The 24,164-nt window shown below is 44.1% G+C and carries 20 protein-coding genes; 9 read left to right on the forward strand and 11 right to left on the reverse strand.

Annotated features, from left to right (window positions below):
- Positions 1-386 precede the first annotated feature (386 nt).
- The 5 genes from Q1A18_RS16795 (at position 387) to Q1A18_RS16815 (ending at position 7,793) form a co-directional block, all read left to right on the forward strand.
- Positions 387-1,664, forward strand: coding sequence for a PmoA family protein (locus Q1A18_RS16795; RefSeq protein WP_299583344.1), 1,278 nt, complete (start codon positions 387-389; stop codon positions 1,662-1,664).
- A gap of 43 nt (positions 1,665-1,707) precedes the next feature.
- Positions 1,708-2,625, forward strand: coding sequence for a ThuA domain-containing protein (locus Q1A18_RS16800; protein ID WP_299583347.1), 918 nt, complete (start codon positions 1,708-1,710; stop codon positions 2,623-2,625).
- Positions 2,626-2,657: 32 nt separating this feature from the next.
- On the forward strand, positions 2,658-4,031 hold the full coding sequence (locus Q1A18_RS16805) for a Gfo/Idh/MocA family oxidoreductase (RefSeq protein WP_299583350.1): 1,374 nt from the start codon (positions 2,658-2,660) through the stop codon (positions 4,029-4,031).
- Positions 4,032-4,243: 212 nt separating this feature from the next.
- The gene (locus Q1A18_RS16810) at positions 4,244-6,298 is read left to right on the forward strand and encodes a DUF2264 domain-containing protein (RefSeq protein ID WP_299583353.1); all 2,055 of its coding nucleotides are present in this window, start codon (positions 4,244-4,246) and stop codon (positions 6,296-6,298) included.
- Between the two features lie 82 nt (positions 6,299-6,380).
- The gene (locus Q1A18_RS16815; protein ID WP_299583356.1) at positions 6,381-7,793 is read left to right on the forward strand and encodes a putative oxidoreductase C-terminal domain-containing protein; all 1,413 of its coding nucleotides are present in this window, start codon (positions 6,381-6,383) and stop codon (positions 7,791-7,793) included.
- A 69-nt stretch (positions 7,794-7,862) separates the two neighbouring features.
- On the opposite strand, the gene Q1A18_RS16820 is transcribed toward Q1A18_RS16815, so the two are convergent.
- Both Q1A18_RS16820 and Q1A18_RS16825 read right to left on the reverse strand, forming a co-directional pair.
- Entirely contained in the window at positions 7,863-8,342 is a 480-nt protein-coding gene (locus Q1A18_RS16820) for a putative molybdenum carrier protein (protein WP_299583359.1), read from the reverse strand.
- A gap of 38 nt (positions 8,343-8,380) precedes the next feature.
- Entirely contained in the window at positions 8,381-9,385 is a 1,005-nt protein-coding gene (locus Q1A18_RS16825) for an aldo/keto reductase (protein WP_299583362.1), read from the reverse strand.
- A 219-nt stretch (positions 9,386-9,604) separates the two neighbouring features.
- Between Q1A18_RS16825 and Q1A18_RS16830 the strand changes: the two genes are divergently transcribed.
- Positions 9,605-10,324, forward strand: a complete 720-nt coding sequence (locus Q1A18_RS16830) for a DUF1080 domain-containing protein (protein ID WP_299583365.1) — start codon at positions 9,605-9,607, stop codon at positions 10,322-10,324.
- Between the two features lie 391 nt (positions 10,325-10,715).
- On the opposite strand, the gene Q1A18_RS16835 is transcribed toward Q1A18_RS16830, so the two are convergent.
- The 8 genes from Q1A18_RS16835 to nadB form a co-directional block, all read right to left on the reverse strand.
- Positions 10,716-12,830, reverse strand: coding sequence for a SurA N-terminal domain-containing protein (locus tag Q1A18_RS16835; protein WP_299583368.1), 2,115 nt, complete (start codon positions 12,828-12,830; stop codon positions 10,716-10,718).
- A gap of 96 nt (positions 12,831-12,926) precedes the next feature.
- Entirely contained in the window at positions 12,927-14,198 is a 1,272-nt protein-coding gene (locus tag Q1A18_RS16840; protein ID WP_299583371.1) for a hemolysin family protein, read from the reverse strand.
- Between the two features lie 6 nt (positions 14,199-14,204).
- Entirely contained in the window at positions 14,205-14,801 is a 597-nt protein-coding gene (gene lptC / locus Q1A18_RS16845; RefSeq protein ID WP_299583374.1) for an LPS export ABC transporter periplasmic protein LptC, read from the reverse strand.
- Positions 14,773-16,407 (reverse strand): hypothetical protein, encoded by a 1,635-nt coding sequence (locus tag Q1A18_RS16850; protein ID WP_299583377.1) that lies wholly within the window; start codon positions 16,405-16,407, stop codon positions 14,773-14,775. The genes lptC and Q1A18_RS16850 overlap by 29 nt, the downstream gene beginning before the upstream one ends.
- Positions 16,408-16,441: 34 nt before the next feature.
- Positions 16,442-17,722 carry a hypothetical protein gene (locus Q1A18_RS16855; protein WP_299583380.1) on the reverse strand — a complete coding sequence of 427 codons (1,281 nt, stop codon included), beginning with the start codon at positions 17,720-17,722 and terminating at the stop codon, positions 16,442-16,444.
- The gene (locus Q1A18_RS16860; protein WP_299583383.1) at positions 17,706-18,440 is read right to left on the reverse strand and encodes a type III pantothenate kinase; all 735 of its coding nucleotides are present in this window, start codon (positions 18,438-18,440) and stop codon (positions 17,706-17,708) included. The genes Q1A18_RS16855 and Q1A18_RS16860 overlap by 17 nt, the downstream gene beginning before the upstream one ends.
- Entirely contained in the window at positions 18,437-19,282 is an 846-nt protein-coding gene (gene nadC, locus Q1A18_RS16865; protein ID WP_299583386.1) for a carboxylating nicotinate-nucleotide diphosphorylase, read from the reverse strand. The genes Q1A18_RS16860 and nadC overlap by 4 nt, the downstream gene beginning before the upstream one ends.
- On the reverse strand, positions 19,279-20,850 hold the full coding sequence (gene nadB, locus Q1A18_RS16870) for an L-aspartate oxidase (RefSeq protein WP_299583389.1): 1,572 nt from the start codon (positions 20,848-20,850) through the stop codon (positions 19,279-19,281). The genes nadC and nadB overlap by 4 nt, the downstream gene beginning before the upstream one ends.
- A gap of 480 nt (positions 20,851-21,330) precedes the next feature.
- Here nadB and Q1A18_RS16875 point away from each other — a divergent pair, with 480 nt between their 5' ends.
- From Q1A18_RS16875 to Q1A18_RS16885, 3 genes are all read left to right on the forward strand, one after another.
- Entirely contained in the window at positions 21,331-22,029 is a 699-nt protein-coding gene (locus Q1A18_RS16875) for a DNA-binding domain-containing protein (protein WP_299583392.1), read from the forward strand.
- Between the two features lie 534 nt (positions 22,030-22,563).
- A complete protein-coding gene (locus tag Q1A18_RS16880) occupies positions 22,564-22,923 on the forward strand; it encodes a hypothetical protein (protein ID WP_299583395.1) in 360 nt (119 codons plus the stop codon).
- On the forward strand, positions 22,910-23,317 hold the full coding sequence (locus Q1A18_RS16885) for a hypothetical protein (protein WP_299583398.1): 408 nt from the start codon (positions 22,910-22,912) through the stop codon (positions 23,315-23,317). Before Q1A18_RS16880 ends, Q1A18_RS16885 begins: the two co-directional genes overlap by 14 nt.
- 35 nt (positions 23,318-23,352) lie before the next feature.
- Here Q1A18_RS16885 and Q1A18_RS16890 read toward each other — a convergent pair whose 3' ends face one another.
- A complete protein-coding gene (locus Q1A18_RS16890; protein ID WP_299583401.1) occupies positions 23,353-23,631 on the reverse strand; it encodes a hypothetical protein in 279 nt (92 codons plus the stop codon).
- Positions 23,632-24,164 lie beyond the last annotated feature (533 nt).

Raw genomic sequence — 24,164 nt, forward strand, 5'->3', positions numbered from 1 at the left:
ACTTTTGAAGAGCTGATGAACTCAGACATCAAACTGGGTCCTGATACGTACATCATGGGTGATGTGGGTATTGTTGATACAGCCCAGGTGCCTGTTCCCGGCGAAGCTTCCGTTTAAGTGATTCGATTAATAAAGAGTTAATGAATAATCAATATTTTTTCCTTTTCCGAAACTGATCATTCATACCACAACTTAATTCACCTGACAACCAATGGAGGCCTGCTCAAAACGAGCAGGCCTTTTTCGTTTTATCTGAAAAGATTTCTAGCTTGCCTAACCACTCCAAGATAGAGATAGGTATTTACAGATAGAATTATTCTGCAATAATAATATAGGTAAGTGCAATAATAGTACTGGTCGGATCTGTTTGCTTAAGCTATTTTTACATGACTGAACTTTGTAACTTGAAGGCTATGCGTTTAAAATTTTCACTCATTTGTGGTTTGCTTTTAGCAGCCATGTTGGTCAGGTCCCAGCAGGAATTTCGGTTTCAGGTTCTGGCAGGCGACTACGATCGATTCAATTGTCCGGTGAGTGTTGATCTTTCATCGGCTAAGCTGGAGTTGAATAACCATCATTTTCAGCTTTTTCTATTGGATGGCAAGAATGAGATTCCGGTGTCAAGCCAGCTGGAGTCCGGGAAAAGCGACAGACTGTGGTTTGTGTTGAATGATAAGCTCCCCAAGGGCAAAAGCCGGGAGTATATTTATAAAGCCACTGAAGAGGTGGTTACGGATTCCAAAATTCTACTGAAGAAAAATCAGCAGGGGCTAAAACTGATCTTCAATGAAAAGCCTATTCTAAACTACCAATATGCCGAAGTCTATCCGCCCGAAGGGGTGAACCCGCTGTTTAAGCGCTCCGGTTTTATACATCCTCTCTGGTCGCCGGGCGGCGAAGAATTAACGCGTATTCAGGCGCCGGATCATTATCATCACTATGGCATTTGGGGCCCCTGGACCAAAACACATATCAACGGGCGTGAAGTCGATTTCTGGAACCTTTTTAAAGGGCAGGGAACAGTTCGGTTTGCTGATTTTATTTCAGAAGTAGAAGGATCTGTTTTTAGCGGATTTAGCGCGCTGCAGCAACATATTGATTTTGGATCCAAAGGAGCCGATCAGGTGGCGCTGAATGAAATGCTGGATGTAACTGCCTGGAATATTGATCCCAAAGGAGAAGTGTGGTTGATTGATTACACTAGTCGTTTAAATAGTCCGTTGGATTCGGGCATACTGCTCGATGCATACCGCTACGGTGGTGGAATTGGCTTTCGTGCTACCGAAAAATGGACCAGGGAAAACAGCTCGGTACTGACTTCGGAGGGGAATGACCGACTGACGGCAGACGGAACCAAAGCGCGCTGGTGCATTGTGGAAGGGGAAGCTGCTTCGGGTAGAAGTGGCATTTTATTTATGAGCCATCCTTCAAACCGGGAATACCCGGAACCCATGCGTGTTTGGCCGGTTGATGCCAACGGCGGAAGAGGTGATGTTTATTTTCAGTTTTGTCCCATACGGCACAATGACTGGAAAATTGAACGGGGAACAAATTACTCACAAAAGTACCGAATGTTGATTTTTGATGGAGAACTTAGCCGGGAAAAAGCGGAGCGTTATTGGCAGGCATTTGCCTATCCTCCCCAAATTGAGGTTAAGAACTAGCTTGGTTTCATGAAATGTAAGAATTGTATAAAACAGATAAATCATGCCTAAACAAATTTTGATTAGTATTTTATTCATTTTCTCAATTATGCTTGCCAGTGCGCAGCATAAGGAATTTGAATGTGACAAAGAGTGGATTCAACAGATTATCAAGTTGGCCCCGGATCAGGCCGAAGTTCAACCGGCTAAAAAACGAAAAGTGCTTGTTTTTAGTTTATTTACGGGCTTCAATCACTGGGTTATTCCGCATACCAATGCCGTGATAAAAGTGCTGGGAGAAAAGTCCGGAGCCTTTGAGGTGGAGATTAGCAACGACATTTTCAAGTTTGAAAAGAAAAGCCTGAAACAATATGATGCCGTGGTTTTAAACAATAATTGCTCGGTTGGCCCACGAAGAGATTTATTTATGGATGTGCTGGATCAGGACGAAAATCTGACTGAGGAGGAAAGGACTGCAAAAGCGGCCGAGCTGGAGGAAAACCTGATTAAGTACGTGGAAAAAGGAGGTGGTCTGATGGTGGTGCATGGCGCCATTGTCATGCAAAATAACTCGATGGCGTTTAGTGAAATGGTGGGGGGAAGTTTCGATTATCATCCCGCCCAGCAGGAGCTTACCTTGGAGTTGGCCGAGCCCAATCATCCGTTGGTTAAGGCTTTTGACGGCAAAGGCTTTGTGCATGTTGATGAACCATATCTTTTTAATAAAGCCTATACGAAAAAGAATTTTCGCCCCTTGCTTTATATGGACAGTTCAAAGCTGACCAAGAAAAAGAAACCTATTGATGAGCAGATTAAATACGTGTCATGGATTAAAAGACATGGAAAAGGACGCGTGTTTTATGTGTCGCCTTCGCACAATGCACAGAGCTTTGAGGATAGCCGATTGCTGAAGTTTTACCTGGATGGTGCGCAATATGTATTAGGCGATCTGAAATGCGACGACTCACCTGCAAATCTTTAAAACGATTATTTAACCTACAAAACAATAAACTTATGAAACGACGTCATTTCCTGAAAAATACGGTGGCCGGAGCAGCTGGCACCATCATTCTTCCTACCATTATTCCTTCTTCGGTATTGGGGAAAAATGCGCCAAGCAACAAAATCAATATTGCCCAAATCGGTTGTGGCCGTATTGCCCGAAGCCATGATTTGGCTGAAACTATGAAGTACGATATTGCCCGCGTAGTTGCGGTGTGTGATGTTGACCGAAATCGGATGGCGGATGGCAAGCAACTAGTCGAGGATTTTTACAACAAGAAGTTGGGCGAGAAGTACATGGATGTGAAGATGTATGAAGATTACCGGGAATTACTTTTAAATAAGGACATCGATGCGGTCATGATTAGTACACCGGATCACTGGCATTCGCAACCAGCCATTGAAGCCGCCCTGGCCGGCAAGGATATTTACCTGCAAAAGCCAACCTCTTTAACGGTTGAAGAAGGCCGCCAACTGAGTGATATCGTTCATCGGCAGGGCGTGATTTTGCAGGTTGGAACACAGCAGCGTTCGTCACCCCAGTTTCGCATTGCTGCCGAGTTGGTTCGCAACGGCCGTATTGGGAAATTGCATACGGTAAAAGTTGGTTTGCCGGGCGATCCCTCCGGACCTGAAGCTGCTGAAATGCCTGTACCTGAAGGATTGAATTACGACATGTGGCTCGGGTCGACCCCGGAGGTGCCCTACACCGAAATTGGCGTCCACCCGCAGAAAGGCTATGGACGTCCGGGCTGGCTACGCGTGGAACAATATGGAGCAGGAATGATTACCGGATGGGGACAACACCATTTTGACTCGGCAGCCTGGGGGATGGATACCGAATATACCGGCCCTGTTTCTGTTGAGGCAGTGGCTGAATTCCCGAAATCAGGTTTGTGGAATGTACATGGCGATTTTATGGTGAAAGCCGAATATGCCAATGGCATTACCATGTATACTTCCGGAGGATATACCAACGGAATTCGTTATGAAGGAACCGATGGCTGGATTTTCGTTTCGCGCGGAAGCTATGTGGCTTCGGCCAGCGATCCGGTGGATAAAGAAAAGAGTGCCAAGGCGCTGGATGCCAGTGATCGTAAGATTCTGGAGTCGAAAATAGGTGAAGATGAAATTCATTTGTACCGAAGCAATGAGCAACACGGCAATTGGCTGGATTGTATTCAAAGCCGTCAGGAGCCCATCTCTCCGGTTGAAATCGGACACCGCGCCTGTACGGTTTGTCTGGTAAGCCATATTGCCATGAAACTGGGACGAAAGCTGCACTGGGATCCGACAGCAGAGCGGTTCAGAAACGACGATGAAGCCAACGCATACCTCCGTCGTCCGCAGCGTTTCCCCTACGGAACCAATTATGTGCTGAAGTAAATTCAGGACATTAATACGAGATTAAAAAAAGCGTTAAGAACCTGGTTTGTCTGCTTTGGCGTATTCAATCGAATTTTTATCGGAGAAGAGAAGGGGAGGATGTGCTGCGGCAGGGAAACCATTGTTCTTAATTAAAAAAAACAACCTTAAAACAACGTGTGTATGCTTAGCCTGCTTTGGATAGTGGGAGGAGCATCATTTAATCAGATGAAATGAAAAAGGCCTTTGAAGTAGAGAATCCCGATTTTGACCTGAGTCCGCATACGGGGATGACCAGGAAACATTACATTGAGCTGGCAAAGTACTTGCTGGAACGTGCGTTTAAGCACATCGACTCCATTGATACGCCACTCACTTTTCCCATTGTTCCGGGAAAAACCTATCCGCAACCCAATGCCCCCGATTGGCGCTACCGCTCGGCTGAGTTCGAGGCATTGGAACGGACCTTTACCCTGGCCGGACCACTCATTCATGTTGATCCGGAAACCACCATAAATGGCATCAATCTGCGCGATTATTACTGCCGGCAGCTATACAATACCTTTACTCCGGGACATGCCAATTCGTTGCCTTTACCCGAAGATTTACCCGATTCAAATTACCAGTTTACCTGCGAATTTGGCGGTTTGTTTAAGACCTTGCTGCTAATGCCCGATACCATTTGGTCGCAGTTTTCCGAAGCGCAAAAGAATGAGATGGTTGTTACCATTTCAAAATGGGCCCACCACCGCACCACTCAAAACAACTGGCGAATATTCAACATTGTTACCCTTTCATTTCTGAAAAAATACGGTTATGAAATTGATGATGAACTGCTCAAGAGTCATTTGCTGTGGGTAGCTTCTTACCACTCGGGAGATGGCTGGTACCTCGAGCAGACCTACAACTACTACTCCATCAGTCTGTTCATTGTTTATACTACCATCTGGAACCGAACATTTGGGGATGAGTACTATCCGGAGATTGCTGAGATTATTGAAAAATCGGCTCAGAAGTTGATGGAATCACTTACCGGATTTTTTGGGCGCGACGGATACATCAACATGTGGTCACGAAGTATTTGTTACCGCACCTGGGTGTCGGGCGCCTTTCCGGTAGCTTTTATGCTGAAAGAAAAAACGCAGCTGGATGGCGGATGGGCCAGAAGATTGTGCTCAGGTTCTTTGTTGCAGTTTGTAACCCGCGAAGAATTTTTCTGCAACGACATTCCAAGTCTCGGGTTTTATGGACAAAAGGAATACATGGTTCAAAATTACAGTTGTGCGGGCAGCCCTTTTCTGATGTTTTTGCCATTCATTTGCCTGGCATTGCCTGAGGATTCTCCTTTCTGGACTACCCGTGAAAATGAAGGTATGTGGGGAACTCTGGGCAAGCAATCGCTTCGTACCATTTTGGATAGCCCCGGATTGGTTCTGGTTAACCATGGAAAAACAGGTACATCTGAAATTGTGCCCGGAAAAGTTTACTACGATGATCCGAACTATTCGAAGCTGGTTTACAATACGCATTTCCCTTGGGAAGATCACAACCCGCAAGGCGGAACCGCCATGGAATACTGTTATCGCAGCCATGATCCGCGTGATGTGCGGGGCGACGATGTGAACTTCTACCTTACGGGATTAACGGTTGATAATGATTCGGAGAAAAACCGCTCCTATACCATTTCTCAGAGTATGTTGTACAATGGCGTACGCAAGGGCGTGCTGTACCGGCAGGCTATTATGCGTAAGCCGCCTAACAACGGCGTTGGCTATATGATCGATTTGGCTGAAATTACGATTCCCGGTGGGGTGATTCGGGTTGATCGTTCGCGTCTGGCCTTTGAATATGAACTGACTCTTGGGCACTTTGGACTGCCTCATCTGAATGGGGGAAAGGCAGTGGTAAATCAGTTTGAATCGAAGGACAAGCAGGTTATAACAGCAGCTATTCCGGGGCGGCAACTTGCATTGATTGCCTATCGCGGATGGGATAAACTGGAGCATCTGGTTCATAAAAACCGAAACGCTGAGGCGGATGAAAGTACGGTGATTTATGCCCGTAAAAAACGGATGGCCAAAAATCCGGCCATGGAATTGATGATTACCGTAATGCTGCATAAAATGGATGATGGTGAATGGACGGAAGAAGAGTTGTCTCCAATTAAGGATATAAAAATTAAGGATATCACAGAAAACTACTCAGCTTTGGGGGCAACAATAAGCTTGCACAACGGGGAAACCTACGAAATCGATTTTAAAGATATTGACGGAAAAAGAACCTGTTAAGTGTTCCTAACTGCTGTTGGTTGGCGGAAAATCTTATTTTTGTGGTACAAACGAACTAAATCATCTAGAATTATTTAGCAAAATGAAAAATCAATCTTATACTTTTATGTTGTTATCGGTCGTACTTTTCGCAGCATGCTCGGGCGGAGGGCAAAAGAAAGCGACCTCGGAAGAACCAAAGTCTGCCTTCACAGGAGCTAAAGGCGAAGTTAAAATTATGACCTTGGATCCCGGTCACTTTCATGCGGCTCTGGTTCAGAAAGAAATGTATGAGCAGGTCGACCCAACGGTTTATGTTTATGCTCCTGAAGGAGAAGATGTGCAGGATCATCTGAACCGAATTGAAGGATTTAACACACGTGCCGAAAATCCCACCAACTGGGTTGAAAAAGTATATACCGGTGACGATTACCTGGAACGAATGCTGACTGAAAAGCCAGGAAACGTCATGATGGTTTCGGGCAATAATGCAAAAAAAATAGATTACATCAAAGCAGCGGCCGATGCCGGAATTAACATCTATGCTGATAAACCAATGGCCATCAATTCAGAAGGTTTTGCCATGCTGGAAGAGGCTTTTAAGGCTGCCGAAGCCAATGGCGTGTTGCTGTATGATATCATGACTGAACGGTATGAGATTACGACCATCATTCAGCGTGAATTATCTAAAATTCCGGAAGTGTTTGGACAATTGCAGGACGGAACGGCCGAGGAGCCGGCAATTACAAAGGAAAGTGTACACCATATTTTCAAGTATGTAGCTGGAAATCCAATCAAGCGTCCGGACTGGTTTTTTGATACCGAGCAACAAGGTGAAGGAATGGTTGATGTGACTACCCACCTGGTTGACATGATTCAGTGGGAAGCTTTTCCGGAGCAAATCCTTCAGAAGTCTGATGTGGAAATGGTGAATGCCAGCCGCTGGACGACAGGACTGACTCTGGATCAGTTTCAGAAAGTTACGCAGAAAGATGCGTTCCCTGATTTTCTTCAGAAAGATGTGGTGGATGGAAAATTGCAGGTCTACACCAATGGCGAATTTACTTACAAGCTGAAAGGCAAATACGCCAAGGTATCGGTTATTTGGAACTTTCAGGCTCCAGAAGGAACCGGTGATACCCATTACAGCATTATGCGCGGTTCGTTGTGTGATGTTATTATCAAACAAGGAGCTGAACAGAATTACAAACCAACCGTGTACATTCAGGCAAAAATTGATGAAGGCCTGGAAACTTTTGAGGGCGGTTTGCAGAAAGCCGTGAATCAGGATATCGCGACGAAATATCCCGGACTGAAACTGGTTAAGCTGGAAGACAAACTATGGACTGTTGAAATTCCGGATACATACAAAGTGGGGCATGAGGCACATTTTGCCCAAGTTACTGAAAAATACCTGCGCTACCTGGAGTGGGGGAAATTGCCGGAGTGGGAAGTACCAAACATGATTACCAAGTACTACACCACCACCCAAGCGTTGGAGATGGCTAAGAAGTAAAAACTATTGAAAAGAATACGAAAAGGTCTGACGAAAATCGTCAGACCTTTTTTGTTTTGGTGAGAAAAGCTAAAAGGAAGCTTTAAGTTGGCTGATTAGTTGAGTTGTAATCAGTCGCCCGGCTTCATAAGCCTGGGGCCATTGACTGGCGCGCGGACCGGCAATGTTGAGTGTGCGAATGGAGTGAATGCTCAGGAACTGAATTAGTTGATTCATAGTTTCTTCAATGAAAAAAGGCGATACTTCAAACAGAAAAACGGGTTTGTTGGTTGATCTGCAATAATTGTAGGTCAGTAAGGTTCCACCGGTAAGTTCCCTGCTAAAGATAATTAAGGTGGCATCGGAATCATATACGTTTAACCGGGTACGCTCGTCGTATGTGCCGCTCATGCTTTCCTGCAGCGGATAACGCAAGGAAATGCGCCCGTCCTCTGCTTTTCTGCCAGCCGGGCACCACCCGCCACAGGGAAAACCGGCTTCCAAGCAGGCATCCAGTGCTGCACGATCCACTCCGGTTTGCCCTCCACTCAGGATTCGTTGAAGTTTCATTGTCGAAAACTTGGCTTGTGATTTCAAGCAAGGCCGTATTAAGCTGGCTTCTGTTTGAAATATTCGATTGTACCGGCCAGCGCTTTGTCCTTTACTTTTTCGACCAGAGCAAGGCGTTCGTCCTCACTAAGTTTGATGAATGATTTGGCCATCTTTACTTTATCCCGAATGTAGTCGGCTTTCTCCGCTCCGGTAATCAGTGTGCTCACCGGAAGCGACCAAACAAAGTGCAGGGCTTCTTCCATGCTGATGTAATTGGGGATTACAGGGTCATCAGTGTGCCAGTTGGCGCGCTCTTTGGTCGCAAAAAATCGGCCGTCAGCCAGGGTTTTCATAGCCAACACACCAATATTGCGCTCCATCAGTTCGGGCATCACATTTTGCGTGAAGCTGAAATACGACTGATCCAATACATTGACGGGCATCTGAACGGTGTCAATCAGGTTTGTATCGCGCGTGAGTTCCAGCATGCGTTTGTGTGCAAATGGGTTTTGGTGGCCGGTAAATCCTATGTGTTTTACCTTTCCACTTTCCTTGGCCCGAATCAATACATCCAGCACTTTTTCCTGCATTCGGCTGTTAACATCTTCCGGAGTGGTTAACGAATGCATTTGCCAAAGATCCAGATAGTCAGTATTCAGGCGGCGAAGCGAATCATCCAGGTGTTGTTGCGTTTCCTTAGCTGTGCGTCCCAGGGTTTTGGTCATTAAGAAGACCAGTTCGCGGTATTTTGGGGTTAAATATTTGCCGTAGCGCTCTTCGCTGGTGCCGGGACCGTATTGTTCGGCAGTGTCGAAAAATCGGATTCCTCCTTCCAGCGCCGCTTCAATCACCTCTTGCGCATTGCGCTCGGTGGTCCAGCCAATGTGGTATCCTCCAACGCCAAGCATGGTAATGTTTACACCGGTGTTTCCGAGTTTGCGCAGAGGAAGTATTTCGCCAAGCTTATCGCGTTGCGGGCCGTTGGCATAAAGGGTGGAAGGCAAAGAAATGGCAGCTGTCATGGCAGCCATGGTTTTCAGGAATTCGCGTCGGTCTGTCATTGTTTTGTGATTTTAAATAGTTTAGACAATTGAATGGTGCTTTTGTTCAGGTGATTACAGTGGCGTTTACGTAATAAGTGTGTGCGAAGGTTATGTTTTTGGGATGAATCCGGAAGGCTGACAGGGCAAATAAAGCACTTGCATTTCAGCAATGAAAATTCGAACTTTAAGGCTTGTTCTTAAATGAAAAAAAACAAACTTGAACCAAGTCGAATTTCTATGAACCTGAAGCTAACTTTTATCCTTTTATCTTTTCTGGTATTGTCCAATGCGATTGCTCAAGATAATTTTGTTTCGCTATTTAATGGAGAGAACCTGGACGGTTGGGTGGAGAAAAAAGCCAATAGGGATCGTTACTATATTTTTTATCGGGTGATTGACGGAACCATTATGGCCAACTCGTTAAACAATCCGGAGCACGAAAGTGCCTGGTTGTATTCGGAAAAAGAATATGGGGATTTTGAGTTGAAGTTTAAATTCAGGGCTTTTAGAACAAGCAGTGGAAACAGTGGTGTCCAGGTGCGGTCGCGTTACAATGACGAAACCTATTCGATGGATGGTCCGGAAGTGGAAATTCATGCGCCGCAACCCTGGCGCACCGGCATGGTTTGGGATGAAACGGACGGAAATCAGCGTTGGATTTTTCCGAACCTACCCCGCAATGCCTGGGTGAATGAATCGATGCAATCGAAGAAGATATTGTTCTATTATGCCGAAGAAACCAACCAGTGGAATGTGATGCGCATTCGCTGTGTCGGCACGTCAATTGAAGCCTGGCTGAACGGCATTAAAATTACCAACTACAAAGGGGCGGGCACGTTAAATGATGAAACCCATCGCGCGTTGAATGTGGGCATGAAAGGGCATATTGCTTTTCAGATTCATGAAAAGGATGCACTGATTATGCAGTTTAAAGAGATTTATATTCAGGAACTGTAAGTGTTCATAACCTTTCATTCACTCCGATTCTTACCGAAGAATTTTGATACACTAAAATTGTAGACGATATTGGATTTTGGAACGGTGCAGCGGCGCCTGTCATTGGGGCTGGTTTGATTAAGCTTAATTGCTGGCAGTAGCCGGACTTTGCTCCGAACTCTTGTTCTGCATTCACCAACTTCTGTATCGGCTGTAAAAAGGACGTTTTTGGTGCTGTAAGGCAGTTTGAGGGAGTTGCTTGCAATTATCTGTGGGGCGGCAGTTTTCGTGTTATTAGCATCCGCTAATGATTGTGAACTTGGGATAGGCGATCAAAGATTAACTAAAATAGAGCGCATAAAAAAAGCAGGCCTCAAAGCCTGCTTTTTTATATGTTGTTGGAGCCGTTCAATTAATAGAACTTGGCCCGGTTGTCTTCAATTTCTACAGCATTGCGCTGGGCTTCATAAGCCTGATAGAGAGCGCGAGAACCCATTGTTTGGTTTAAACGCATTTGCTCGGCCATCAAATCAGTGTCGTTGCCTTCAGTTGTTGATACCACTTTTACAAGGTAAACACCGTTGTTGCCAATGACTGGAGTTGACAGCTCATCTTGGTTCAGACTGGCTAGTGTTCCAATGACAGCTGGTTCCATGCCTACTGCAGGAATTGACGTTGAATTAAAAGTCAATCCATTGGCAGTTTGTACTTCAGTATTCAGTGCTTCAGCAGCAGCTTCCAACGATTTACCATTGGCAGCATCTTTGATTTTCTGAGCCAAGGCTTTTCCTTTGTTTTGTTTTTTTACAGCCAGTTCAACCCGAGGTCTTACTTCTTCAAAAGAGGCAATTCCTTCTTCGGTTTCACTCACTAAAGCGGCTACAACAAAGCTGTCACCCAGTTCGAAAATTGCAGAGCCTTCGTTGTTGTGCAAAATATCTTTTACATCGGCTTCGTAAGCTGAGCGGATCAGTGGACGAGAATCGGCAAGACCTCTTACTTCGCGGTCATTTTCTCCAATAGTTGCAAATCTTTTGGTCAGCTTCTCGTTTGCAATGGCTTCATCAAATGATTTGTAATCCTGGTTTTCAGAAACGAACTTGCTGGCTAGAGCATAAACGCTTTGGTAAGTTTGCGTGCTAGGTTCGATGTTGCGCGAAAGTTTAGCCAAGCGAACTTGCTTGGTCAATTTTCCTTTGCGGGTTGGTTGAAGCAGGTGAACGCCGAATTGCGTAGTTACCGTGTACAACTTATTGACCTCACCATTAAATGCAGCTTCTTCAAAAGGTTTTACCATCTGGTTTTTTCTGAACCAGCCTAAGTCTCCACCTTCACGAGCCGAACCAGTATCTTCCGAATATTGCTCAGCTAATTTGGCAAAGCTTGTTCCGTTTTCAATCAAGCCTTTCAGACTGTCGGCTAAGGCCAGTGCAGCTTCGTAGCTTCCAAGTTTTTCGGGATTGATCAGGATGTGGCGTGCTTGAACAGAGTCAGGCAGGTCTTTGATATCATCAATTTTAACCAAAGAGTAAGCATTGCCTTCTTTGATGGGACCGTAAACATCTCCGACTTTACTGCTGAAAGCGAAGTCTGCGATGTCATCAGAAAGCTCTTCTTTCTTTTGATAAACATTCTCGAAAGGCACATCCGAGTTGATGTTCACGTATTGCTGGTTTTCAGTTATGTTAGCAAATTCTGCCTTGATGTCTTCCACCCACTTCAAGGTATTGGCATCATCGGTTTCGGTTGCTTTCACATCAAACGTAATGTATTCAATGGTGCGGCTTTCATCTTGCTTGTAGTTGTCCTGATGCTTTTTGTAGTAATCTTTCAGTTCGCTATCAGAAACTGAAACAGCACTGTCGGACATAGAAATGTAAGGAAGACGGATGTATTGAATATTGACCTGCTTGTTTTTGGCATTCAGGCTTTTTTGCGCTTCAGCAGATGTTACATACAATCCCTGACGAACCAGGTTGTTGTATTTGGTTTGAATACGCTCTTCCTTTATTTGTTCTTCAATGTATAGCCAATATGCTTTTTGCTGAGCAGTTGCATTCAGTTCCAATGACTTTAGGAATTGAAGTACTGCAGTTTTATCAACTTGTCCGGTTTGTGGATTGCGAAATAGCTGTTGAATAATGGGGTGTAGGTTTTTTCCCTGAACCATGTCAAACAGTTCATCGGCTGTTACCGTTAAGCCCAATTCTTCATAAACTTCGCTCATCACGATCTGACGCACTAAGTTTTGCCAGGCTTGCTCTCTCACCTGAACCCAAGTATTCTCATCAAGCTGAGTCGAACCTGTGTTCATTTTATAGATTTCTGCCATTTCTTCAACCTGCCTTTGGAAATCAGGATATTGAATCGATTCTCCATTGATTTCAGCGACTTCCAACTGCTGAGGTCTCAATAATGAACTACCTGAGCGAAAAATGTCACCTAAAATGAAGGCAACCAATGCAAGTCCAATAATGATCGCTACCAACAAGCCGGCACGATTTCTTATTTTCTGTAATGTAGCCATTGACTAATAATTATTGAATTATAGATTTACTTATTTTTTTTACGAGGTACGAAGATAGCAATTTTGAGAATTAAACCTTAAGAATCATTTTTTATTTTAGGTGTTGTCCAATATCTTAAGGTTGACCAATTCGATCTTGGTATGTGTGGCTTTTAATATCTTAAAGCGGTAGTTATCAATGTCAATTACCGTATTGATTTTGGGAATACTTTCGTGGTGAAACAGGATGAAGCCGGCCAGGGTTTCAAAATGTTCTTTGACAGGAAATCCGAGGTCGTATTTTTCGTTCAAATCATCCAGCTCAATCCGGGCCGAAAGGATGTATTCGTTTTCGCTGATTTGCCGTTCGACAAAATCAGAAGTATCATGCTCATCTTCAATTTCGCCAAAAATTTCTTCCAAAATATCTTCGCTGGTAACCATACCGGAAGTGCCGCCAAACTCGTCAACAACAATGGCGATGCTCCGGTGTTGCGAAATGAACTTGCTAAGCAGTTTGCTGGCTGGCATGGTTTCGGGTACAATCAATACTTTTTTCAGGTTTGAACGGATAGAACCCGGGTTTGAGAAAATGGAGGAATGGTGAATGTACCCAACAATGTTGTCGATGTTGTCTTGGTAAAAAAGGATTCGGGAATAGCCGGTTTCAATAAAGCGTTGAATTAGGTCGTCCACGTTGGAATTGAGATCCATGATCTCCATCTCGGTGCGTGGTACCATCACTTCGCGAAGCTTAACTTTGGAAAAGTCGAGGGCATTTCGAAACAGTTTGACTTCATTTTCTAATTCGTGCTCGCGACGTTGCTGGGCTTCATCCGATTCATTCACAAAATGGTCCAGGTCAATTCGGTTGAAAACATTCTTCCGGGCTTTGTGATTAAACGATGATTTGAAAAAGGTATTCAGCAGAACTTTCGACATCCACATGGTAAGCCGGGTGATGGGGAAGAACAGTAAAAAGAAAAAGCCTAGTGGCAGCGAAAAGAAACGCAAAAAGGAATTGGGATTGATGCGAAAAAGTGTTTTAGGTAAAAACTCGGCCGTAAACAAAATCAGCAGGGTGGAGCTGATGGTCTGAAGCAACAGTACAATGCTGTCCTGTGGAATGAAGCGGTCGAAAAACGGGCCTAAGAGCTTGGCGAATGCAATACCATAAATAACCAGCGCAATGTTGTTTCCCACCAGCATGGTCGCAATGTACTGCCCCGGGTTTCGGGTGAAAAGGCCCAGAATACGGGCACTGATAAAATTTTGTTGTTTATCGAGTTCCAGCCTTAGCTTATTGGCCGAAAGAAAGGCAATCTCCATTCCGGAGAAGAAGGCGGAAAACAAGATGGTGATTAGGATAGTAATAATCAGGGTTTCCATGTGCTGTTATTCGTCAACTTCAATATAAACCGGGCCTTTGGGTTTTTTTATCATCCAGTTGGAAAGATTTTGATCGGATTCAAACCCCATGCCGGTAATTACCTGATCTTTACGTATAATTTTGACAAACTGTTCCGAATAGATGATTCCTTTTTTTTCTTCCCAAATCAGATGTTCTGTTTTTAGGGTGTCGCCGGAAGGGTTTACTGCCACCACATTGTTTTTGGCTTCCCATTTGGATTCTTTCTCATAAAAGCGGGCAAAGTTGGCTGTAATGCCAGCAATTTGCTCCATCTTTTCATTGTAGCGTTCGATTTCTACACCTTGGGGAAATTCAACAAACGGATCTTCGCTTTTATCGTAGCGAATTAACTTGGGAGTAATTAATTTGAACCGGATGATGGTTGAATCGGAATGAATCATTTCATAGTTTTCCGCTTCCATCCCAGCCGTATTTTCTCCGGCTGACAGTTCTTTTATCTTTTCAATTTTGTTGGCACAGGAAAAGAAAAGCATTGCAATTCCCCCTAGGAGAATTGCAATGCTCACTTTAGAATAATTAATGTGTGCTTGTTTACTTGGCACGTACTTTTGTTGTTTCATTGATCCAACTACCAATTTTAAAGGTTTGACCTTCCTGGTATCCCTCAAAGAACAAGCTTTCCTTGTCAGGGAAATATTGTTTGTAGAGGTTGATTTTTTCATTTGCAGTTCCAAATACTTCAGGATCTACACGTTTGGCTTTCTGGTAGTAGTCTGTTGCTAACCAGTATAATGATTGGTGTTCCAAGTCGCTTTCGCCATAGTTTTTACTGTAGTAAGCATAAATGTCTCCCAACAAGATGTAGGCACGGCCTGAGCTTGGATTGTTTTGAATGGCTTTACGGGCCAGGTCACGAGAGCGTTGGAAGTTATTCTCTTTGGCAAAAACAAAAGAACCCAGCTCGTAGTAGTACTTCGACAGTAATTCTTTGTCTGTTTCAGCTTCAATGGCGTTGTTGTAATATTCTTTGGCACGCTCAAACTGGTCACGTTTTACAAACAAACGAGCCATGTTGAAAGCTGCTTCAGCTGAAGGGTCTAACTGATAAAGTTTATCTGATCCTTGAGCAAACAGCTGGCTGTCGGTACAGTCTTGACGCTCTAAAATCCGAAGCATTTTTTTCAATTCTTCAGAATCTTGAGAGATAGTCTCAAATTGAGGTTCATATAGCGCAATCAACGCTTCACAATCGGCTGCACCACTGGTTTGGAACAAGCGGTCAACCAATTCTTTTGAAGTGGTGTATTTTTCGCTGTTTGGTTCTTCTTTCAAGTAATTGTTGATGATTTCGGATGCCGTTTGATAGTTGGAAGCCACTTTATCTTTTGGGAATTCGCCCATCAGGAACAAACGCTTTGTAGCTTGCATGAATACCACCAAAACGGCAGCTTCTGTTTGCTCTTGTTCCAGTTTAATGGCTTCTTCCAGGTACCCATATCCTTCTTTAAGGATGGATTTCAGTTCATCGTCAGTCAGGTTCTCGTTATCCAGTTTGTACTTAAGATAATCGGTTCCTTTGCGACCCAAAACATAACCTTCCTGGTTGAAGTATTTTATCCTGCGATTGTAAACAGACATCAATGAATCGATGAGTGCATCTTTTTTGCTCCAATCGTTTTCCTTGTTGATGAATGCATCATACATATTCGCTCCATGGATGTACAAGTTCAGCGTTGACTTGGGATATTTGTAGTATACTTTTTCCCAAGGAGCCATGGCTGATTTGTAATCGTCTTGTTTGTAGAATTGATCATACATAGACAAGTTGGCCATGAAATCACGATCTTTGGCTTTCACCAATTCTTCCATTGTTCTCAGGTCAAGACCTCCGGCTGCGTCAGCACCAGCTCCTTTAGCCGGAATTTCTCCGTCAAAACTAAAGTCGATAACATTGCTGGGGTTTGTTTCAATGTCCAGTTTACGTCTGTCGTCAATAAAGGTAAACTCCAGGTATTTTGTTTTCTCACTGACTTCGATTTCATATTTACCATCAAAGCTAGTCATATAAGAGTCTGAGGATTTGTGAGCTTCAACAGTTACCCCAGCTGCTGGCTCTCCTTCTCTGTAAACGGTGCCCTTGATGACTCTTTGGGCAATAACGGAAAATCCTGTCATTGCAACGAGTGCGATGGTGAGCAAGATTGTTTTGGAAAATAAAGGTTTCATGATCAAGTATTATTAAATTACACTTTTTTAAAAATTAGTCGAATTTTCGTTGTACAAACCAGCGATCGAACATTTTTAAATATAAACTTACTTTGGTATAGTTCTCACGAATCAAGTTGTCTTTTACGGTTCCCCGGCGACCTAATTCCACCGCTAAGTTAATGGTGGATTTCGAACGTCCGACTGGTAATCCTACACCAAAACTCATGCCAGTCTCATTAAGTTGCTGGTTGTTAATTTTTAAGTATGATTTATCCAAGTGGATTCCAGCCCGGTATTGAACACGTTTGAAATAGCTTCGGATGGATGTGGCTTCCGGAATGTATTCCGCTCCCAGGCTGTAGCGTGTTTGGTTGGTAAGCTCCGGAATGGTGCTTCCGTAAAATTTAGCTTCGCTCCATTGAGATCGGTAGTAATCCGCATTTACCTCCAGTTTGTTTAGCTTGGTGTAGCTAAGCCCAATGCCCATACTTGTGGGCAACTGAATTTTTCCTGGCTCATCCTGAATGTGCTTAATCGAGTCGGTTAGCAAGCCTCCTCCGGAATTCAATATTTTGTCCTGTGTTAAGGAGTGGAAAGCCGTGAATTTGGCTTTTTTCTCAAAGGTGGCTCCAATGGTCAGGAACTCATCGGTTTTCAATTTGATATCGTACTGGGCACCCAGCAAGTAAGCGAAGTCGCGAAGGCGGGTTTGTTCCGTTTCATTAAATCCGTATTGTATCGGATCATCAATGAAATAAATGGAGTTGTTTTGGTTCAGTGTTCCAAACAGGTAGTAAAGATTAGCTCCCACTGAAAGGGATTCGGTGAGGTTAAAACCTGCTCCGAAGTAGGCTTTTGAAATTGTTCCTGTTCCGAAATAGCTTTTTCCAATCCGGCCAATATTCGGATTATCTTCTTCTACATAAACTTCATACCCTTTATCGGCATAAGGACTAATTCCAACGGTGGCAGCGGCCCAGCGAGTTACTGGAAAGCTGAAGGAAAAGTACCTGAAATTGAAATCATTGGTTGTCCATTTCGAGTTGGCTGATTTATATTCTGAAATCCGGCCATCGGCACCAAATTCAAAAATGAACGATAAACTGTCGATCGCAGCATAGGACGCTGGATTGGAGGAGTTAATCTGTACTTGATGTCTGCTACCTAATGATGCACCACCCATTCCGGCAAAACGTCCGTAGGAGTATGGATGAAGGTCTCCTAAACCGAAGCGGGAAAATGGTGATGAGGTGTTATTGTTCTGTGCGAATGAAGTCAGTCCGAGTAGAATGAATAATCCGCTGATGAAGATTCCTCTAAGTGTTTTTAACATTGTATTCCAGAATTCTGTTTAAACCGATGAGTGTTAAATTAAAGTTTACAAAGATGGAATTTTTTAATTTCTTATCAAAGAATTTAGCATCGCCCCCGGTAATAATGACTTGTAAATTTTCGTAAATAGTGTTAAAGTAGTCTAAATACTGTTCAACTTCAAACAGGAGGCCGACTTGCACGCCAGCGCGGATGGCTGAATCGGTGTCAGTGCCAAGCATTTTGAAGTCATCGGTGGCATGTAGAAGTGGGAGCTTACCGGTGAACTGATGCAGCGATTTGAAACGGGTTTCCAGCCCGGGTGAGATATTTCCGCCTAAATACTCCTGATTGGCGGTTATTATTTCATAGGTGATTGCTGTTCCCGCATCAATGACGAGCACATTTTGATGTGGAAAAAGCTCGGTGGCACCTACGGCAGCTGCCAGCCGATCTTTCCCCAATGTTTCCGGCGTCTGGTACCGGTTGGTAATTGGCGCAGGCGTATTGGCATCCAGCTCAATGAAGGTTTCAAACGAACGCTTCAGGAAATCGTTTAGCTCCTGCGGGTAATCGCGCACCGAGGAAACGATTGCATGCTTTAAATCATCATGTTCATCCAGTAAGACCTGAATGTGATCAGGCTTTAGCTCGTCGAGAGGAACGTTGAACATGAGGTCGCGTTCGTTGAATAAAGCCAGCTTGATGCGGCTGTTTCCTATGTCAATAACCAAGTTCATTCTTCCAATCGCTGACTGATGTCCATGGCTTGTACCGAATGGGTCAAGGCTCCAATTGAAATGTAGTCAACCCCGGTGGCAGCCACGCCTTTTAAGCGTTCGATAGTCATGTTGCCCGAAGCTTCCACCTTGGCTCTTCCGTCAATCAGTTGCACGGCTTTTGTCATGGTTTCGTTATCCATATTATCGAGCATAATAATGTCTGCTTTGGCATCTACGGCTTCTTGCACCTGCTCAAGAGTAGTGGTTTCCACTTCGATTTTGATATCTGCCGGAATTTTACTTTTGATTTGCTCCACGGCCGGAGTAATTCCGCCAGCCACTTCAATGTGGTTATCTTTAATCATCACCATGTCGTACAATCCAATACGATGATTGCTGGCTCCTCCGGTTTTGACAGCGTATTTATCCAGCATGCGGAATCCGGGCAGGGTTTTGCGCGTGTCCAGAATCACCGTTTTCGTGTCTTTTACCGCATCGGCATATTTGGCCGACATGGTGGCAATGCCCGACAGGCGTTGGAAAAAGTTCAGTGCTGTACGTTCGGCTGTCAGCAAAGCCCGGTAGGATGCTTCGAAACGCACCAATACGGTTCCGTTGGTAACGCGAGCACCTTCTTCCACCTGAGGTTCCCAAACAAGGCTTTCATCAAAGTGGCGAAAAACCATTTCGGCAATGGGCAAGCCGGCAATTACACCATCGGCTTTGGCTACCATGTAGGCTTTGCGGCGGGTTTCTGCCGGAATGAGGTTATCGGTGGTTATGTCGCCTGTTGCAACATCTTCGTCCAGTGCCAGCTGAATTAATGTTTTAGCTGCTTCAAGTTCTTGTGCGTTCATCATTTTTGAATGGGGATAAATAGTGGTTCTTTATTTTTTTGTTGAATGATATGTAGCCTGAAGTCGGGAGACTCGTGTTGGAAATCTTCCCGGATATGACCGCCACGGCTTTCCTCTCGTAGCAAGGCCGACCGGCTAATCAACAGGCAGATCTGTATAATCTGTTTGGCTTTTAATTCATTGTAGTCGGTTATTTCAGCCGGAAGCTGCTTGAGCATGGCCTCCAGTTGGATTATCGTCTCCTCCAGTTGTTTCCCGTTGCGTACAATACCAACTTTCTCCGACATTAAATCAGCAACCTTGTTTTTGAGAAGAAGGAATGCTTCTTCGTTTCTCGGATCGTTGGAAAGTGCAGCTGGTGCTGTTTGCTTTGGCGACAGGGGGTTGCGTTTTGCGGCTTGCTCACTAGCCCGTTTTCCAAATACCAGACACTCGAGCAAAGAGTTGCTGGCAAGCCGGTTGGCACCCATTACTCCGGTTGAAGCAACCTCGCCGCAGGCAAATAGCCCGGGGATGTTGGTTTCTCCGTTTAGGTCGGTTCTGATGCCGCCAACCATGTAATGTGCTGCCGGAGCAATCGGTAGCAGGTCGGAGGTCATGTCGTAGCCGTACTCTTTCAGTTTATTGTAGATGGTTGAAAAACGTGTTTTTATTTTTTCCGGGTTCAGGTGTTTTAAGCTCAGGTAGATGTGTGGGCTTTTCAGCTTTTGCATCTGCCGGTAAATGGAGAAGGCCACAATGTCGCGCGGAGCCAGTTCGGCCAACGGGTGTACTTCTTTCATAAAGCGTTCACCATTGGCGTTGAGCAGCCAGGCTCCTTCTCCGCGGACTGCTTCGCTGATTAAAAAGGCGTCTTTGTCTTTCAGGTAAAGGGCTGACGGGTGAAATTGAATGAATTCCATGTCAGCCAGTTCGGCGCCGGCCTCATAAGCTAAAGCAATTCCGTCGCCTGTTGCCGTATGTGGGTTGGTGGTTCGGCTGAACAGGCGCGAAAGCCCGCCCGTGGCCAGAATACTGGCTTTGGCGGTTACAAGCATGCTTTTGCCTGTGATAAAGTCAATGGCCTGAACGCCGGTACACTGTCCGTCCTCCATGAGCAGCCTGGTTACTGCCGTATATTCGAATGACGTAATGTTGGGCTGTTCTTGCACAACCTGCAGCAGGAAGCAGGTCAGCGCTTTTCCGGTCGCATCGCCGCCGGCGTGCAAAATCCGACGCTTGCTGTGGCCGCCCTCCAGTCCTAAAACGTAGTCGCCGTCTTTTTTGTCAAACTGCATTCCCAGCTCAATCAGCTCCAGAATTCGGTCACGGCCTTCGTTTACCAACAGTTGAACGGCCTCCTTTTCACAGAGCCCACGCCCGGCAACAACCGTGTCGTGATAATGTAATTCGGGGGAATCTTCCTCGGCTATTGCACCGGCAATGCCTCCCTGTGCATAGTAGGAGTTGCTGGTGTCCAACTGTGATTTTGAAAGGATAGCAACGGTTCCGTGTTTCGACGCATGATAGGCTGCTGCTAAGCCTGCTAAGCCACTGCCAATAACAATGGTATCAAAATTTAATACTTGCATTTACTTTGAAAGTTCTCAATAAGTCAGAAAGGCAAAGGTATATAAATCTGTTTTATGCATGGAGAAATATTCGTTGTTTTTAAATTTTAGCCGGGCAGGCTAAACTATTTTTCTTTTATCGTGTCCGTTTAGGGTTATTGGCAATTTTACGAAAGAAGGATTGTAATAATTGTAAGCTATGGCGGAATCCTTGTCCGGCCTGTTTTGAAAGCGCTTTTATTTTCTTTTCATAAAAATAATGTTCAATAACATGGGCACTTTCGGGTTACCTTCTTCGAATTTCAGCAATAAATAATCACAAGATTTACCTTTTAGTCCTTTGGCATTTAAAATATTCCCTGTCGCTCATATTCCTGACGACCACACATTCATGCCAGGACTCTCTGTCACACTTATAAGCGAGGCTACGCAACCGGAAACTTCGCAGGCTCGGCTTATTCTGATGCACCTTTTCCTTTCACACTCAAAAAATAGAATACTATGGCTTTAAATTATGCCTTATTCGAAAATCACCTGACCAGTGATCCGGGCGATTACATGGCGGTGACTACCAATGGAACAAGCCTGAACCAGGACGACCTGGTAAAACTGATGTTGGTACGTGGCTCTACACTAACGGAAACCGATATTCTGGCCGTACTGAAAATGGAACGCGAAGTGGTTTGTGAACAAGCGGCCATGGGGAATCACATCACCACCCCCCTGTTTAATATCGGGTTAAGCATCAAAGGAGTCTTTCACGGATTGGATGATTCGTACGATCCGGGGCGGCATATGGTTCGGCTAAACCTGGCACCAGGTCTTGAATTACGGCAAACAGCCTCGTCAATCAGCCCCCAAAAGGTTAAAGCAGAAAAAGTACGCCCAGTTATTGAACAGTTTGTCGATGTATCGCTAAACAGTGTCAATGAGCAAGTCAGTTCCGGTGGGCTGGCCCGCTTAAGAGGAAGCTACCTGAAGTACGATCCGGCTGATCCCGCACAGGGCATCTTCTTTATTGACGCCACCAACAATGAAACCAGGGTTACGGTTGTTTCCTTAAACAAACCCGGCGAACTCCACTTCCTGGTAACTCAACTTGCGCCTGGCGAGTACCAGGTAGAGGTTCGTACAATCCTTAAAGGGCACAAGGAAATCTCTTCCGGAAGGCTTGAACCCATGCTTAGCCTGGCCAGCTAACGCGAAGAAATCCTCTTCAGCAATACATGCCAGGAAGAGGTTCGTTTTCGAAAAGGGCTGGTAGCTTCAAGTGGCTACCGCCCTTTTTATTTTGGCAAAGCCAAAACAAGTACCAGTAACTACCAACCATAAGGAGTACTAACTACCAGCAACAAGACTCGGTAACTACCAGCCATAAGGAGTAGTAGCTACCAGCAATAAGAAACGGTAACTACAGCCCTCTCGGGTGCGGTTTTTCAACCCGTGCCTTCAGGATATATCGGAAGCTCTTATTGGCTGGACCGGATTGCAAATCCGGTCCTTTTTAACAATCGATTTACAACCCATATAAACCTAAAAAATTGTACTTTCATCCATTCATGGGAATCCACAATAAAATATCACTGGGATATACTTACTACCTGACGTTAACGGTTGTAGAGTGGATTGATTTGTTTACGTGCCCGGAATAATTGTTGGGAGGCCGGAAGATTATTTGCACAGTTCAGCAAGGGATGATGCAGGTGAGGAAGGGGTGGTCAAAATTGAATTTGTATGAGAAGGACTGTTGGGTTAACAGGATTACAAATCCTGGATTATAAGAGATCGGATTGCAAATCCAATCCAGCTGCTTTGTATTACATTAGCACAAATCCCGAAGAGCGGGGTGTTGCATTGTCTGGAGTTGATATGGCTGTGAATGGAGTTAACGTGAGTAATAGCTTAGACCTAGTGATGGGGGGAGTCGCTTTTATCTCTGGGTTTGGTGGGCTGTCTCTGGATTATATTTTGTGGGAAATATTGGTTGGCAAGCACATAGCGGCAGAACTATTGGTGAGTCGATTCAAAGTAATTTTACAGACCCAAATGATTCTTATAAACCATGGTAAATTTATTAATAATGAAGTTGTTTGATTATATATTCTATAGAGTGTGTGATTTTTATAAGAGAAAAAAAGATTCCGCAGCCGAGGTAACAAGTTCTTTAATAGTTTCTCTTATTCAATTTTTTACGATACTTGATTTTTTCCTTTTAGTTAGAATTGTTTGGGAATACCCGATTCCCGAAAATTTCAATAAGTATTGGTTCTTACCTATTATCATTTTAATTCCAATAATAAACTGGAGCAAATATGTAAAGTCAAAGAAATATCGTGAATATAGAAAGATATGGAAAGATGAAAATCTTAAGCAAAGGGGGAAAAACGGATTTTTAATAGTTCTGTATCTTGTGATTTCGTTGCTTATACCTATATTGTATGGGTTGATTATGCAAAATATAATGGGAGGTAAAAGTTTTCTTGGATAGTATAAAATTAAAGCCCGATTGCTCGGGCTTTTTCTTTATAATAATGTTTGCAATTTAGTTTTAGTGATGAATGCATCCAGAAAGGTGTAAATCATTTTTTTGTCGTCAGGCTTCATTTTATCAACATCTTCAATCCGTTTAACCATCTCTTTGTTTAGTTGCTTTTCTGAAGCTCTTGCCAAATAATCTAAAGAAACCCTGCTCTTCAGGATATATCGGAAGCTCTCATTGGCTGGACCGGATTTGCAATCCGGTCCTTTTTTAACAATCGATTTGCAATCCATATAAACCCAAAAAATTGTACTTTCATCCATTCATGGGAATCCACAATAAAATATCACTGGGATATACTTACTACCTGACGTTAACGGTTGTAGAGTGGATTGATTTGTTTACGTGCCCGGAATAATTGTTGGGAGGCCGGAAGATTATTTGCACAGTTCAGCAAGGGATGATGCAGGTGAGGAAGGGGTGGTCAAAATTGAATTTGTATGAGAAGGACTGTTGGGTTAACAGGATTACAAATCCTGGATTATAAGGGATCGGATTGCAAATCCGATCCAGCTGCTTTGTATTACATTAGCACAAATCCCGAAGAGCGGGAGTGAAATATTCGTTGTTTTTAAATTTCGTAAGTGAATGTGCAAGGCCATCAACTTTTTTCTTCTGTTTAGAAATATTTACATTTAATTGGGTGAGGCATTGGGATTATCATCGGATATTGTAGCTCGTTTGGAGAACAATACGATTTTGTTAACCCAATTAAACGATCAACAAAAAATCAGGTCTTAGGTTATTATATGACAAAAGATCCCGTTTTCTGAAAATAAAGTCTTTTTAAAGTACA

It is taken from the genome of uncultured Sunxiuqinia sp. (genome assembly GCF_947495665.1).
GTDB lineage: Bacteria > Bacteroidota > Bacteroidia > Bacteroidales > Prolixibacteraceae > Sunxiuqinia > Sunxiuqinia rutila.

What these genes read in the sequence shown, in the direction of transcription:
- Q1A18_RS16860 (WP_299583383.1), bottom strand. Translation starts at nt 18,440, where the DNA reads ATGAACTTGGTTATTGACATAGGAAACAGCCGCATCAAGCTGGCTTTA.
- Q1A18_RS16815 (WP_299583356.1), top strand. Translation starts at nt 6,381, where the DNA reads ATGAAAAATCAATCTTATACTTTTATGTTGTTATCGGTCGTACTTTTC.
- Q1A18_RS16890 (WP_299583401.1), bottom strand. Translation starts at nt 23,631, where the DNA reads ATGGATGAAAGTACAATTTTTTGGGTTTATATGGATTGCAAATCGATT.
- nadC (WP_299583386.1), bottom strand. Translation starts at nt 19,282, where the DNA reads ATGATGAACGCACAAGAACTTGAAGCAGCTAAAACATTAATTCAGCTG.
- Q1A18_RS16875 (WP_299583392.1), top strand. Translation starts at nt 21,331, where the DNA reads ATGGCTTTAAATTATGCCTTATTCGAAAATCACCTGACCAGTGATCCG.
- Q1A18_RS16880 (WP_299583395.1), top strand. Translation starts at nt 22,564, where the DNA reads ATGAGAAGGACTGTTGGGTTAACAGGATTACAAATCCTGGATTATAAG.
- Q1A18_RS16825 (WP_299583362.1), bottom strand. Translation starts at nt 9,385, where the DNA reads ATGACAGACCGACGCGAATTCCTGAAAACCATGGCTGCCATGACAGCT.
- nadB (WP_299583389.1), bottom strand. Translation starts at nt 20,850, where the DNA reads ATGCAAGTATTAAATTTTGATACCATTGTTATTGGCAGTGGCTTAGCA.
- Q1A18_RS16810 (WP_299583353.1), top strand. Translation starts at nt 4,244, where the DNA reads ATGAAAAAGGCCTTTGAAGTAGAGAATCCCGATTTTGACCTGAGTCCG.
- lptC (WP_299583374.1), bottom strand. Translation starts at nt 14,801, where the DNA reads ATGAAACAACAAAAGTACGTGCCAAGTAAACAAGCACACATTAATTAT.
- Q1A18_RS16885 (WP_299583398.1), top strand. Translation starts at nt 22,910, where the DNA reads ATGAAGTTGTTTGATTATATATTCTATAGAGTGTGTGATTTTTATAAG.
- Q1A18_RS16830 (WP_299583365.1), top strand. Translation starts at nt 9,605, where the DNA reads ATGAACCTGAAGCTAACTTTTATCCTTTTATCTTTTCTGGTATTGTCC.
- Q1A18_RS16820 (WP_299583359.1), bottom strand. Translation starts at nt 8,342, where the DNA reads ATGAAACTTCAACGAATCCTGAGTGGAGGGCAAACCGGAGTGGATCGT.
- Q1A18_RS16850 (WP_299583377.1), bottom strand. Translation starts at nt 16,407, where the DNA reads ATGAAACCTTTATTTTCCAAAACAATCTTGCTCACCATCGCACTCGTT.
- Q1A18_RS16855 (WP_299583380.1), bottom strand. Translation starts at nt 17,722, where the DNA reads ATGTTAAAAACACTTAGAGGAATCTTCATCAGCGGATTATTCATTCTA.
- Q1A18_RS16840 (WP_299583371.1), bottom strand. Translation starts at nt 14,198, where the DNA reads ATGGAAACCCTGATTATTACTATCCTAATCACCATCTTGTTTTCCGCC.
- Q1A18_RS16800 (WP_299583347.1), top strand. Translation starts at nt 1,708, where the DNA reads ATGCCTAAACAAATTTTGATTAGTATTTTATTCATTTTCTCAATTATG.
- Q1A18_RS16835 (WP_299583368.1), bottom strand. Translation starts at nt 12,830, where the DNA reads ATGGCTACATTACAGAAAATAAGAAATCGTGCCGGCTTGTTGGTAGCG.
- Q1A18_RS16805 (WP_299583350.1), top strand. Translation starts at nt 2,658, where the DNA reads ATGAAACGACGTCATTTCCTGAAAAATACGGTGGCCGGAGCAGCTGGC.
- Q1A18_RS16795 (WP_299583344.1), top strand. Translation starts at nt 387, where the DNA reads ATGACTGAACTTTGTAACTTGAAGGCTATGCGTTTAAAATTTTCACTC.